We start from the raw sequence: 13903 nt of genomic DNA on the forward strand, positions 1-13903 counted from the left end.
TATTATTGAGGATCTACAGGCGCTCATTCTCAAATGTGTCGATGCAATCCGGCCTGGTAGAAGTAATAAACGAATTTTCAAAAAGCGAAATAAAAAGTTTAACCCGGCTTATCGGCAACCAGCTTAATTCAACGGCATTGATAGATAACTTAAAGGAAATATAATGCAAAAAAAAGCCATAGTACTTTTAAGCGGAGGCCTTGATTCAACAACCGTAATGGCTATTGCAAAACACGAAGGGTTTGATTTGTACAGCATGAGTTTTTTTTACGGCCAACGTCATTCGCATGAACTGAATGCAGCAAAAAAGGTTTCAGAAGTATTTAATGTAAAAAAACATCTTGTGATAAATATAGATCTTAATAAAATCGGCGGTTCAGCTTTAACAGCCGATATCAAAGTTCCTAAAGCAAGATCTCTTAATTCAATAAATAAAGGGATACCAGTAACATATGTACCAGCAAGAAATACCATCTTTTTAGCTCATGCACTTGCCTGGGCTGAAGTTATAAAATCCTTCGATATATTTATTGGTGTTAATGCAATAGATTTCAGCGGCTATCCCGATTGCCGGCCTGAATTTATAAGTGCATTTGAATATATGGCGAATCTTGCAACAAAAGCCGGAGTCGAAGGTAAAATGCGTCTCAAAATCCGGACGCCTTTAATAAATATGACTAAAGCTCAGATTATCAAAAAAGGAATTGAACTTGGAGTCGATTATTCTCTTACCCACAGCTGTTATGATCCTGGTCCCGACGGCAGTGCTTGCAGCCTTTGCGACAGCTGTTTTTTAAGGAAAAAAGGCTTTGAAGAAGCAGGACTTAAAGATCCTGCCAAATATTGCACTCAATAAAAATATTGTTACGCCAAGAGCGTTCAGGCACTAATTTATAAATCATTTTTGCAAGATTAATAAAATATTGTTAAATAAATGACCAGTGAAATCCGATAATTCATTCAGCAAAAACGTTCTTCATCAAAGGTATATAAACCGGAGAAAAACTTTACAATATACCTGCTCAGGCAATAAAAGAATACGGAATGAAATTATATATATTTATCATGCTTGACCTCACCAACTTTTTATTATATAAAGGAAAAAATAGATTTAGGTAAATTTAAAGACCGATCCCTCATTACATTTTGCATTAGTTCATATAGGAACATAGCTTACATGGCAGTTGTTGAATCAACCGGGATTAGCGATGTCGGAAGAAAAAGGAAAAAAAATGAAGATGCCCTATATATAGACAATTCCATAAATCTTTTTGTAGTCGCTGATGGTATGGGCGGACACAATGCGGGAGAAGTAGCCAGTGCTATTGTTGTTGACACCATACGTGATTATATGGGGCGGTTTATAGATAATAAGATTGATGCTGAAGAACTTGAAGATTCGGATGACTCTGTCTCACAAGAAGCTAATCGTCTTGTTTCGGGCATACACCTTGCCAATAAAGGAATTTATAGTTTATCTAAAAGCAATGAATCATATGAGGCGATGGGCTCAACTGTTTCAGCGGTTCTTTTTACTAAAGAGAATCTGATTGCAGCCAATGTGGGTGACAGCCCAATTTATCTTATACATAACGACAGTATAGAACTTCTGTCTGTACCACATACTGTTTTAGCTGAACAGATGGCTATTGATCCTCAAAATGCAAAAATGTTTGAGCATCATTTCAAGCATATGTTAACACAGGCTGTCGGTATCGGAGAAACAATAAAGCCTGATGTATGCGAAACGCCCTTCTTTAAAGGAGATATATTAGTATTAAGCTCCGATGGGCTATCAGACAATGTTACACCGGATGAGATACTCGAAATAGTAAGAACGGAACATCCTCAAAAGGCATGCAGGGCGCTCGTTGATCTTGCAAATGAACGCGGAGGCAACGATAACATAACCGTTATTGTCTTAAAGGTTAAGGATAAAAAAAATCAAAATGGCCTGTTGAAAGGATTGATATCGAAAATAAGAAGCATTTTTAAAGTATTTTTTATTTTTACTAACCTTTATTAATGAGGTATTTTAATGCCGACACTAACACTAAAATTTAAAGATAATGTTATTTCCGAATATGTTCTTGAAAAAACAAAATCTCTTAATATCGGAAGACGGGAAGATAACAATATTGTAATCGACAACCTCGCTGTTTCCGGACACCATGCTAAAATAGATTCAGTTGGCGAAGGTTTTTTACTTACTGATCTTCAAAGTAAAAATGGTTCCTTTGTTAATGAACAGTATGTAAGCTCCCATTGGCTGCAACATGGAGATATCATTACAATCGGAAAACATAATATTATTTTTAAATACCAGGATAATGAAACAAAACCTGAAACTGCCGGTCCGGAAGATATGGATCAGACTATGGTTATGGATACAAATGCATATAAATCCATGCTTGCCAGGAGCACCCCGAATGCCGCGGCACCTGCGGCAGCTAAACCGGATGAGCCGGTTGGTGTATTATCATTTGTTTCAGGCGGTACAGGAGAAATAGAAATATCAAAAAAACTCTTCAAGATCGGAAAAGCACCAACAAATGACGCAGTGGTTGGCGGATTTATGGTAGGCCAGGTTTCAAGTACAATAAGCAAAAGGCCTAGCGGTTATTTCTTAAGCCATGAAGGTGGTTTAAAACCAAAAGTTAACGGAAGTTCTGTTAGTGAATCTATTCAGCTAAAGGATTTTGATGTTATAGAAATAGGTTCCGCAAAGATGAGATTTTTCTTAAAATAATCGGCTTTATATTAAATATTGTCTGTGGTTTTATTCTTTCAAAGAGTTTAATGCAAAAATTTAAAAAATTTTATAAATATTGTTTTCTGCTTTTGCATACCGCTATACATTTCTGTCTTCTTCCTTCCGCTATATTTTTCAAAAAGGTACAATGTTATTTTCAATTTAATGCAGGAGACAATTAATGGGATTTTTTCCACAGGACCCATCAAAACCAATATCACCGGGTCCGAAAAATATTTATACAGAAAGAGAGAATCCGGAAAAAGACGCATGGCATATCGCTTTTTTCATTGAAAATCATCTCGATTACAACTCATATCCTGGACAGGTTGCAACTCCCGAACAGGTAAGATTTATGGTTTATACGGAAGAAGAAGAATGTTATTATCCATGTTCCGATAAAATGTTTGAAAGTATAATAAACCGTAATAACCAGAATTTTGTGAATGAAAAGTATAATGCCGTTCTTGAGCGGATATTTCATGTGGTAGATGAACAAATAGAAGATGAAAATGAAAATAATTTTCTTAAATCATTAATAAAAATAAAGTTCATGCATGAAACAAGAGATGCCATTATGCTTCCGTCACGTCTTGAAAAACGGTTGCTGAGGATATTTATCAATCACTCAAATATATCTGATCCCTATTTATGCGAAAAGGCCTTTCGAAATAATTCTACAAAAATTATTATTAAATCAGAATGTTGTAAAAAAGCCCTGGATATTATATATCCGTCTTATTTTAAAGATATTCCCGATACCATTTCAAATATCAGGAAACTTGCGGATTATCTTGAACTTAAAAGACTTTTTACTCTCAGTGTTGAAAATTCCCTTTGGACATCTGCTAAATCGGCAGGATATGCGGAAGAAGATTTCTTAAAAATATTTGAAAGGAAATTTACAGGAAACGGAGCCGATTTGCTTTTTGATCTTATATGTAAAAAAAATAGCGACAGCGGGCAGGAGGTACGTAAAAAGATTCTATGGCTTATAGATGAGGCTGGCGAAGCTGTTGTAGATATTACAATTGTTAATTATCTTGTTAAACTTGGCCACAAAATAATTCTGGTATTTAAGGAAGGTCCACTTTTTACCAAAACGACTTTTTATGATGCTATGATGGATGAAGCCTTTGCTGAAGATCTTAAAGGGGCTTATTTTATAAAAGATAGTAATCTGGGGAAAAATGATCTGATCAGGATTATTCGTAGCGATAATGATATAATGGCAATATCAGACGGAATTTTCGAAAATGTTAATCTTCTTCTTACATCTACAACGTTTGCCCGTTTTTTTAAAGAAGCCGACTTTATAATTTCAAGAGGTTATGACCAGAAGAGACGGTTTTTTGACACTCATTTCCAATTTACACAAGATATTTTTAATATTTCAGCCGGTGAAAATGATTCCGTGAATATCAGCTATAAGCCAAAACATCCTTTAGTTATTAAATTTTCCTATGAAAACCTTGAAAGAAAGGCAAAATCGATAATTAATCAGATGTCTGAAGCAAAGAAAAAAGGTATGACAGTTATTTTTTATAGCGGCATAATTGGTTCTATCCCTGGAAAAATTAAAATGGCAAAAAGAATTATGTCCATATTTATCCAGCATCTCAGAGAGCGATTTGCAATGACATTTATAATTAATCCTTCGGAATATTATGAAACAGGAATGGATGCTGATGATCTGATGTATATGTGGGAAATAGTCCAGACAAGTGGTTTAATCGACATATGGAGATTTCAATCTTATGAGGACATAGTCGAAGCCTTTCAGATCATGGGAAGAAAAGTTCCTCCCGAATGGGTAGGAAAAGATGCTACATTCAGCACCGGGTGTACTAAAGAAATGAAAATAGCAGGTGAAGTTCTGGAAAAACATCCTGAAATGCAAATCATTGGTCCTCCAAAAGAAAAATTCATGAGACGAAATGAATATGGAGTCGGCAAGATGTATGACCAACGACTTGGCGATATCTGTAATTTCTGAGCCAATTGCAAAACGCCCCATTTTAGCCTGCCTTGACCTTGACTAAACTGAAATGTTTTGAAACAGGCTTTTCTGATTAATAATAAATTTAACAGGCTTTTTTCCAAGATAAAAAAATAATAAATTTCGAGGCGCCTGAAATACGTTTAAGATTACCATCTTTAAAAAGTCAGTGAATCTTCAACGGTTTGTCTTGCATTACCAGCTTAATAATCCAACCAAATTAAAAATACTCACAAAATTATCATATAATCCGAACTCTTCCCTGAAAATTCCCGTGAAAGCCTTAGCGCCGGCTTAATATACTGTTTAAAGTTTCACTTCATTATGCCGATAAATGAATTAACAGTTGCACACTATGCAGCAAATAAAAATATAGTTTTTTTGTAGTAATTATATTTATGAGTATTCATATGGTGTCCTTCAAATACTTCCTTATGAAATCGGAAAGGGAAAAAAATATGTTTGTGATTATAGGCGTTGTGGTGGTTATTGTTAGCGTTTTTGGTGGCTTTGTGTTGGAAGGAGGCCCATTAGCTGTCATTATACAGCCTGTGGAATTTATGATTATAGGTGGTGCAGCAATAGGAGCGCTTTTGATCTCGGCCCCGCCAAAGCTTCTAAAAGATATAATTGGAAAAATAATTGGTACAGTAAAAGGCTCTACAATTAGCAAACAATCCTACCTTGATCTTTTAAAGCTCATGTTTGATGTATTCCAGTTAAGCCGTAAGGATGGACTTATTGCCCTTGAAAGCCATATAGAAAATCCGGAAACCAGCAATCTTTTTACTCAATATCCTCAATTTCTCAATAACCATCATATTCTTCATTTCATATGTGATACATTTCGTCTTGTTGTGCTTGGAGGAGTGGCCGCCCACGATATGGAAGCTCTTATGGACTGCGATATTGAAACCCATCACCATGAAGGGACAAAACCGGGTATGATTCTTCAAAAAATCGGGGATTCCATGCCGGGACTTGGAATCGTAGCTGCTGTGCTTGGTATTGTTATAACAATGCAGGCAATTGATGGCCCGCCTGAAGTAATAGGCCATAAGGTTGCGGTTGCTCTGGTAGGAACGTTTCTTGGTATATATCTTTCGTATGGTTTTGTCCAGCCAATTGCTACTAATATAGACATGGCCAACGACGAAGAATCTAAAATCTTTGAAGTAATTAAGTCGGGCATGATAGCATTTGCAAAAGGACTTAACCCCATTATAGCAGTTGAATTTGCAAGACGCTCCATACCAAGTGATTATCGGCCCGAATTTCAGGAAATGGAAAAACATGTAAAAGGTAAAAACTAATGGATGATGAACATATTCAACCAATTATAGTTGTTAAAAAAGTAAAAGGTCATGGCGGTCATCATGGAGGAGCATGGAAGGTTGCATATGCTGACTTTGTTACTGCTATGATGGCGCTTTTTATAGTTTTATGGATTGTTGGACAAAGCAAAGAGGTAAAACACTATATCGGTGCCTATTTTAATGACCCGGGCGTTTTTACAAACGGCAGATATGGCGGAGTTCTTCCTGATGAGCAGAAACCATTATCCTTGCCGGCTTCACCGATAGCAGTAGACAAACGTGCCTTTGAAATGGAGCTGCTCAAATCGGAAGCCGAAAAAATTACAAAGACAATATCTCAGACTCCGGAATTTAACAAGTTTAAGGATAAAATTACTGTAACTGTAACACAAGAAGGTATGCGCATTGATCTTCTTGAAGAATCCGAAGGTCTTTTTTTTGATATAGGAAAGATACATATAAAGCCTGACACTGTCAAATTATTGCAAGTAATAGCAAAATCCCATCTGGCTAAACTCAAGAACGGTATAATAATTGAAGGTTACACAGATGCAAGGCCCTATGTTTCTTCAGATTATACCAACTGGGAGTTAAGCACCGAAAGGGCCAACAGCGCAAGGAAGGTGCTGGAAGAAAGCGGTTTGCGAAAGGATCAGATACTTGAAGTGCGCGGTTTTGCAGACAGAAAACTTAGGCTTCCTGACAAGCCTATGGATTTTTCCAACAGACGTGTAAGCATTCTTTTGCCCTTATCACTTCCTAATAAGCTGGGGAATAATATGGCTGCCCAGGACTCACCCGGTGTTATATCAAAACCTGCTGTAAGCAGATCAGACAATCATCCGGTAAATATTAATTTTGATGGACTCGTTAAAAGTCCCGCAACAGGTCGAGTGGAGATAAACCCTGGCTTGGGATGAGAAAGCAGAATTATTTTTTCATAGACATAATAATTGGGCTTTATGGAATAAGCAATACAGGCAATTCCGAGGTTTCTGCCACCCTGTGAGATACTCCGCCTAACCAATACTGACTGAGCCAGTCCTTACCGGTTCTGCCCAAAACAATCATAGAAGCATTATGTTTGCGTGAAACATTGATGATTTCTGCAACAGTTCGGCCAGAGGTCAGTGATGTTTGTGCCTCAAGACCTGCGTCAATCAAACGGTGGCGATACTCATTAAGCCTCTTGCGGCTTTCTTTTTTAATTTCCTGAAACTGGGCAGGACTCATAGCCTTTGTTAATTTTACGCCTATATTGTGAGCTACTATTATATTTGAAGCCAACCCCTTAAGAGATATCAGTGCTTCAAGCGCGTTTTCGGAAGGGCATGACCAATCCGTGGCAAGCATGGGATGGCTGAAAATATGTTCATTAACCCGTGTTAATATTTTGCCGTCTACTTCATATTCGGCCATGTACTTATCCATAAGTAAGGGAATCGGGCTGCGTCTTGCAAGATCGAGCAAATGAGTACCAACATAGACTCTTTCGAGTAATGTGCGTTTCTTACGTCCGGCAACAATCATATTAACTTTTTCTTTTTCAGCGATGGAAAGAATAACGGCATTGGGAATGCCTACTTCAATGCGTATTTTACTTTTAACGCCTTTTTTTTCAAGAGTTGCACCCCACTTTTCAAATTTTCCGGCAACTTTTTTCCTAATCTCCAATTCTTTTTCTTTTTGATATCCTCCATAAGGAACAAAGGCAACTTTATCTCTCGGTATAACATAAACCAGAATAATTTCTTTTAGTCCAACAGCGGTGAGATCAAGCATCTGTTCAAGAACTCCGATTGTATTATCTCTGAAGCGTGTATTAAACAATATTTTTTCGAATTTCATTTTTCACCTGCCTTAGAAAAAGATAAAAGTGACTACTACAAAGACCGGAATAAGGATTAGAAGTGTATATTTTAATATGTAGCCAAAAAAACTGGGCATAGGAGTACCTGCTTCTTCAGCTATGGAACGCACCATAAAGTTTGGAGCATTGCCGATATAGCTGCATGCACCAAAGAAAACCGATCCGGCTGAAATGGCCTCTAAGTAAAGCGGGTTTTCAGCTATCAGACGGGATATAGCCTGTTTTTCCGGCAAGGATGAGTAAAAATTGCCCAGAGCTGTATTTAAAAAAGTCAGGTAAGTCGGCGCGTTGTCGAGAAAACCCGAAAATATCCCCGCACTCCAGAAGTAATGTGATGGGTGTTGCACCGAATTGATAAAAAAAGCCAGGGCTCCCTTACCCCCTGCTTTTAGAATAAGCAGGCAGGGAACCATGGTAATGAAAATTCCGATAAAAAGATAAGCAACTTCAATAATCGGTGCCCATGAAAAATTATTTTTTTCGTAAACGGTTATATTTGTAGTTACTAAAGAAATAGTTCCTATTATAAGCAAAAGTCCGTTACGAACCAGGTCCTGCACAGATGTATGAACCCCGAATATTGAAACTGTTCCCCAATCCACTATTCCGCTTATAAGTACCGATATTACAATTGCGGCAATGAAAAGAAAATTGTGCTTTCCCTCCAGCCCAAGAGGTATTTTATCTTTGGGATTGGCAGGTTTATGCTTTTCACGGCGATAGTGATATGAATCCATAAAAAAATAAATAACAAGTAGTAAAACCACCACTGTAATCAGATGGGGAGCAATCTTTAATGTCCAGAAAAACGGCACCCCATGCAAAAATCCTAAAAAGAGCGGAGGATCGCCCAAAGGTGTCAGGGCACCGCCCACGTTTGCTATTAAAAAGATAAAAAAGACCACCATAAAAGTCCGGTTTTTACGGTAACTGTTTGCTCTTAAAAAGGGACGAATCATTAGCATGGCCGCTCCGGTTGTGCCCATCCATGAAGCCAGCAATGTGCCTATAAGAAGCATGCAGGTATTTACAACAGGAGTTCCAACCAGGGTGCCGCGCAGCAAAATACCGCCCGATACTGCATAGAGCGACCAGAGCAGTATAATAAAAGGTATATAATCGATTATAACAATATGTAAGATTTCATATAAAGCGAATCCTCTGTAAATAAGCAAAAAGGGAATGGCTATTGAAGCTGCCCAGAAAAATGAGACTTTACTGAAATGGTGGTGCCAGAACGTTGGAGCAAGAATAGGAAAAAGCGCTATAGAAAGAAGCATTAATGCAAAAGGAATGCAACTCCAGAGCGGAAGCACTTCACCCAGGTTCAGGTGCTTAATTGATGATTCTCCCTCGCTGCCGAAAACCACGGCAGGCACTGCAAGAGCTATTAAAAATAATCCGAACAATATTTTTTTATTAATTCTCATCCGCTCCGTTCCTATTTGTTGAGTGGCTGTAAAAACGAATAGCCATTAAACAATTAACTACAAATAATTATATGACTTATCATTATAGTTTGGCATTTATGGTTTTTATGGCAGATAAAAGTTATTCAAAGCTTACATGACATATTTATAGTGAATCTGAATTCACGCAATCCGGAGTTTTGTAAAGAACATCGAACAATATTGAAATGATAATAGCTACATACTGATATAAGGAATACATAAATTATTGCTTATTTTAACTATTGACAATAGTTCTATGAAAACTACATTGTCAAGCAAAATAGAATCCGTATTTTTAAGAAAACCTTTTCATCTTCATTTTTTCCGGGAAAAGTTTATTTATATTTGCGGCATTGCAAATTCCTCTTTCTGTGATAAAACCTGTCACAAGCCTTGAGGGAGTGACATCAAATGCAAAATTTGCAGCAGGGCTATCTTCCGGAGTAATAAGAACGCTTTTTATAACATCATTATCAAGACCCTGAACATATCGAACTTCGTCCGGGTCACGCAATTCAATCGGCATATCCTTTATACTGTCGGTTTCCCAGTCGATAGTACTGGATGGTAGAGCCACATAAAAAGGAATACCATTATCTTTTGCAGCCAGAGCTTTCAGATAAGTTCCTATCTTGTTGGCTACATCTCCTTTATATGTTGTTCTGTCGGATCCTACAATCACCATATCAACCATACCGTTTTGCATAATGTGCCCGCCTGCATTATCGGTTATTATCGTGTGTTTCACCCCGCTTTTCCCCAGCTCCCAGGCGGTTAATCTTGCTCCCTGATTAAGCGGCCTTGTTTCGTCAACCCAGACATGGATATCTATCCCTTTTTCATGAGCAGCATAAACAGGGGCGGTTGCAGTGCCGTATTCTATGCATGCCAGCCAGCCGGCATTACAGTGAGTTAAAATATTTACCGTGGCATTATTTTTATTTCGGCTTATAGATTCTATTATTTCAAGACCGTGAAGTCCGATGTCTTTGCAGTTTTTGACTTCTTCTTCAGCTATTATTGACGCTTCATCACGGGCTGCTATGATTTTGCTTTGAATATCAGCAAACAAAAGCACTCTTTTTAAAACCCTGTCAGCCGCCCACGCAAGATTTATAGCTGTCGGCCTTGCTGCTTTTATTCTGCTGCATTCTTCAATTATGAAATCATTACCGGCCTGACTTTTTAAAAGACCCAATACTGACAGGTAGATCCCGTATGCTGCCGTAACTCCTATAAGAGGCGCTCCTCTGACATACATATCCTTAATCGCAGTTATCACATCATCTACGGTTTTAAGATCAATGACGACAAATTTGTGCGGAAGAAGTCTCTGGTCAATAATTTTGACTGTATCCTGTGAATCATCCAGCCATATCGGCCGGAGAGGGTTTTTTTGTAAAGATTGTGAATTTGTCATTAGCTTAATTTTCTTTCATTTGTTTAATAAAAGTTTCGGCAAAGATATTTTTATTACGGATTAAAAAGCTCCACTATACAGAATCTGTTGACATCGACCAGTCCTTTATCGGTAATTTTAAGTTCGGGAATTACGGGAAGAGCAAGAAAGGAAAGAGCCATATAAGGATCAATAAGTGATGAACCGAAAGATTGGGTGATGGAAATAAGATGCTTCATATCCCTATTAATATCCTCAATCGTTTTATCCGACATCAGACCCGCAATCGGAAGCGAAAGCACACCGCAGACATTTGCATCACATGCTGCGCAAAGTCCCCCACCCATTTTAATAACCGCGGCTACAGCAGCTTTCATATCTTCATCGTTTGTTCCGGCAACAATTATGTTATGGGAATCATGGGCTACGCTTGATGCAATTGCTCCTTGTTTAAAGCCCAGGCCTTTAACAAAACCTTTGCCGATGTTGCCTGAACCTTTATGTCGTTCGATAACACAGATTTTTAAGATATCATTTGATATATCGGAGACGGCCATACCATTAACAATTTTAGCCGATGATAAGAACTGACGGGTTATAATCTGGCCCGGTATGATTTCTATGACTTTTATCCGGCCCGATTTGTAAGGAACGGAAAAACCAATATTGTCGATTTCAATATTCATTGCAGGAGCAACTGAAACCGGTTCCGGTTTTTTAACCTCATTTTTTATCGCCCCGTTTTCCGCCAGAAGGAACCCTCTTGAATATACCCCTTTAATTACAGGATTATATAAATCCTCAAACACAACAAAATCGGCATGTCTTCCCGGAGCCATGGCGCCTTTGAGATTCAGGCCGAAATAAGTGGCAGGATTTATGGTTGCCATCCGTATTGCCATAACCGGATCTAATCCGTATTTAATAGCTTCCGTTACCATAGAATCTATATGGCCTCTGGTAACAAGATCATCAGGATGCCGATCGTCCGTGCACCACATAATCCGATGAAAATTCTTTTCATTTACAAGAGGAAGTAAATCAGAAAGATTTTTTGCGGCAGTACCTTCTCTAACCATTATATGCATTCCGGCTGATAATTTTTCTTTGGCTTCTGCAACCGTTGTACATTCATGATCACTTGAAATACCTGCCGCCAGATATGCATAAAGATTTTTGCCGGATAATCCGGGAGCATGGCCATCTATTGGTATTTTATATTTTAAGGAATTTGTTATTTTGGCAAGAACATCCTGATCGCAGGATATAACTCCAGGAAAGTTCATCATTTCTGCTAGCGCAACGACGCGTTCATTATTTATGTAGGGCAAAAGATCTTCTGCCGAAAGTCTTGCACCCGATGTTTCCATATTGCTTGCAGGAACGCATGAAGGTAAAGAAAAATATATATCAATCGGCTGGTTTTTGCTTGATTCGAGCATATAATCTATTCCGGCTTTTCCCAGAACGTTTGCAATCTCATGCGGATCGGCTACAGCACAAGTTGTGCCTCTTGGAAATACCGCTCTTGCAAACTCTGTTACACAAGCCATGGAACTTTCTATATGAACATGGGCATCGATAAAACCGGGCACTGCAAAGCTGTTGTTAAGATCAACTGTTTTTTTTGCCTTATAAGATCCAAAACCCGAGAAAAATCCACCCGTAACAGCAAAACTGCCCGGCATAATTTCGCCGGTAAATACATTTATGATACGGGCATTTGTAAAAAGTATGTCCGCTTCAGAGTCTCCAAGGGAAGCTTTTATTTTTAAGCCAAGATTCATGCCATTATCGCATCCTTTTTTATCCGGCAGGCAAGATGATTTATTCTATCAATTATTTCTTCTGTGTTCATAGTCAGAAGTTTTTTATCTCTTACCACCGGTTTTCCGGCAACAATCACATCTCTTACATCAGAGCCTGTTGCAGAATACACAATGTGTGAAACCGGATTATACATCGGTATCAAATGAAAAGAATCCGTATCTATTATAATGATATCGGCCTGTTTTCCCTTTTCAATGCTTCCGGTTTCATTGCCGAGTCCTATAGCTTCTGCTCCTTTGATGGTGGCCATTTGAACTACGGTTTTTGCATCCATAACCGTAGGATCATAAGTATTGACTTTGTGCAGCTTTGCCGCAACATCCATTTCCTTAAACATATCAGGATCATTATTGCTTGCACAGCTGTCCGTTCCGAGACCTACTGTGATTTTTTCTTTTAACAATTGAGGCACAGGCGAAATACCCGATGCAAGTTTCATATTGCTCTGCGGGTTATGAGAAACTTTTGAATTATGGTTTGATATGATTTTTATATCTTTTCCATCAATCCAGACAGCATGCACAAGAAGTGTGTTTTCATCAAGGATACCGGTTTGCTCAATGTACTTTAAAGGTGAAACAGAGTGCTTTAACATGATCGTATCAAATTCATCTTTTGTTTCGGCTGCGTGAATCTGAAAAAGTATATTATTTGATGAAGCAATTTGCTTTGCTTTTTTCAGGGTGTTTTCCGAGCAGGTATAGGGGGAATGACAGAAAATCGAAGGTTTTATCAATGAAGAAATATTTTGCCATTTTTCCACATAGCGTGCAGCCGTTTTGATATTTTGCGCAGGATCAGGGATGCCTGGCGCCGGAAAATCGATCACTCCTTGTCCTAAAACAGCCCGCATTTTTGATTCAAGCACGGCTTGAGCAACTTCTTCTTCATGAAAATATCCGTCACAGCAAGTTGTTGTGCCTGAAAGCAGCATTTCCGCACAACCAAGACAGGAAGCAATTCTTACCGTTTCAGGATTCATATATTTTGCTTCCAGAGGAAAAATATAATTGTTGAGCCATTCGGAAAGTAAAAGGTCATCTCCAATTCCTCTTAATATAGTCATCGGAAGATGTGTGTGGGTATTAACCAGCCCGGGCATTATTATCCCGCCTGCAGCATCAATTATTTCTTTTGCTTGAGGAAAAACAAAGTCTTTTGGTTTTGATGATACCTCTTCTATTTTTCCATCATTAATAAAGACAATGCCGTCTTTTATGATTTCAAAATCCTTATTGACCGTTACAATTATTCCGTTATGAATTATTAAATCATATTTCATCGTA

General features: G+C 38.1%; 11 protein-coding genes. 6 read left to right on the forward strand and 5 right to left on the reverse strand.

Annotated features, from left to right (window positions below; translation table 11 throughout):
- Positions 1-163: 163 nt before the first annotated feature.
- The 6 genes from queC to VXK47_RS05120 all read left to right on the forward strand — a co-directional run bounded on the left by queC (position 164) and on the right by VXK47_RS05120 (position 6987).
- On the forward strand, positions 164-856 hold the full coding sequence (gene queC / locus VXK47_RS05095; protein ID WP_435547694.1) for a 7-cyano-7-deazaguanine synthase: 693 nt from the start codon (positions 164-166) through the stop codon (positions 854-856).
- Positions 857-1177: 321 nt separating this feature from the next.
- Positions 1178-2026 carry a PP2C family protein-serine/threonine phosphatase gene (locus tag VXK47_RS05100; RefSeq protein WP_435547695.1) on the forward strand — a complete coding sequence of 283 codons (849 nt, stop codon included), beginning with the start codon at positions 1178-1180 and terminating at the stop codon, positions 2024-2026.
- 12 nt (positions 2027-2038) lie between these two features.
- Positions 2039-2749: an FHA domain-containing protein gene (locus tag VXK47_RS05105; RefSeq protein WP_435547696.1), complete on the forward strand. Its 711-nt coding sequence runs from the start codon at positions 2039-2041 to the stop codon at positions 2747-2749.
- A gap of 184 nt (positions 2750-2933) precedes the next feature.
- Positions 2934-4748: an ARMT1-like domain-containing protein gene (locus VXK47_RS05110; protein WP_435547697.1), complete on the forward strand. Its 1815-nt coding sequence runs from the start codon at positions 2934-2936 to the stop codon at positions 4746-4748.
- Positions 4749-5209: 461 nt separating this feature from the next.
- A complete protein-coding gene (gene motA / locus VXK47_RS05115; RefSeq protein ID WP_435547698.1) occupies positions 5210-6064 on the forward strand; it encodes a flagellar motor stator protein MotA in 855 nt (284 codons plus the stop codon).
- Entirely contained in the window at positions 6064-6987 is a 924-nt protein-coding gene (locus tag VXK47_RS05120; protein ID WP_435547699.1) for a flagellar motor protein MotB, read from the forward strand. The genes motA and VXK47_RS05120 overlap by 1 nt, the downstream gene beginning before the upstream one ends.
- A 40-nt stretch (positions 6988-7027) precedes the next feature.
- Here VXK47_RS05120 and VXK47_RS05125 read toward each other — a convergent pair whose 3' ends face one another.
- The 5 genes from VXK47_RS05125 to VXK47_RS05145 form a co-directional block, all read right to left on the reverse strand.
- Positions 7028-7915: a universal stress protein gene (locus VXK47_RS05125; protein WP_435547700.1), complete on the reverse strand. Its 888-nt coding sequence runs from the start codon at positions 7913-7915 to the stop codon at positions 7028-7030.
- 12 nt (positions 7916-7927) lie between these two features.
- Positions 7928-9367: a sodium:proton antiporter gene (locus VXK47_RS05130; RefSeq protein WP_435547701.1), complete on the reverse strand. Its 1440-nt coding sequence runs from the start codon at positions 9365-9367 to the stop codon at positions 7928-7930.
- A 316-nt stretch (positions 9368-9683) separates the two neighbouring features.
- Positions 9684-10808, reverse strand: a complete 1125-nt coding sequence (gene mtnA, locus VXK47_RS05135; RefSeq protein WP_435547702.1) for an S-methyl-5-thioribose-1-phosphate isomerase — start codon at positions 10806-10808, stop codon at positions 9684-9686.
- Between the two features lie 53 nt (positions 10809-10861).
- Complete coding sequence (gene ade / locus VXK47_RS05140) at positions 10862-12574, reverse strand: adenine deaminase (protein ID WP_435547703.1); 1713 nt, start codon at positions 12572-12574, stop codon at positions 10862-10864.
- Complete coding sequence (locus VXK47_RS05145) at positions 12571-13899, reverse strand: amidohydrolase family protein (protein ID WP_435547704.1); 1329 nt, start codon at positions 13897-13899, stop codon at positions 12571-12573. The genes ade and VXK47_RS05145 overlap by 4 nt, the downstream gene beginning before the upstream one ends.
- Between the last annotated feature and the right edge of the window lie 4 nt (positions 13900-13903).

Source organism: Desulfobacterium sp. N47 (assembly GCF_051233685.1).
In the GTDB taxonomy this organism is placed as follows: domain Bacteria; phylum Desulfobacterota; class Desulfobacteria; order Desulfobacterales; family RPRI01; genus RPRI01.

Coding starts and splice junctions, on each gene's coding strand:
- queC (WP_435547694.1), top strand. CDS start 164: ATGCAAAAAAAAGCCATAGTACTTTTAAGCGGAGGCCTTGATTCAACA.
- VXK47_RS05100 (WP_435547695.1), top strand. CDS start 1,178: ATGGCAGTTGTTGAATCAACCGGGATTAGCGATGTCGGAAGAAAAAGG.
- VXK47_RS05105 (WP_435547696.1), top strand. CDS start 2,039: ATGCCGACACTAACACTAAAATTTAAAGATAATGTTATTTCCGAATAT.
- VXK47_RS05110 (WP_435547697.1), top strand. CDS start 2,934: ATGGGATTTTTTCCACAGGACCCATCAAAACCAATATCACCGGGTCCG.
- motA (WP_435547698.1), top strand. CDS start 5,210: ATGTTTGTGATTATAGGCGTTGTGGTGGTTATTGTTAGCGTTTTTGGT.
- VXK47_RS05120 (WP_435547699.1), top strand. CDS start 6,064: ATGGATGATGAACATATTCAACCAATTATAGTTGTTAAAAAAGTAAAA.
- VXK47_RS05125 (WP_435547700.1), bottom strand. CDS start 7,915: ATGAAATTCGAAAAAATATTGTTTAATACACGCTTCAGAGATAATACA.
- VXK47_RS05130 (WP_435547701.1), bottom strand. CDS start 9,367: ATGAGAATTAATAAAAAAATATTGTTCGGATTATTTTTAATAGCTCTT.
- mtnA (WP_435547702.1), bottom strand. CDS start 10,808: ATGACAAATTCACAATCTTTACAAAAAAACCCTCTCCGGCCGATATGG.
- ade (WP_435547703.1), bottom strand. CDS start 12,574: ATGAATCTTGGCTTAAAAATAAAAGCTTCCCTTGGAGACTCTGAAGCG.
- VXK47_RS05145 (WP_435547704.1), bottom strand. CDS start 13,899: ATGAAATATGATTTAATAATTCATAACGGAATAATTGTAACGGTCAAT.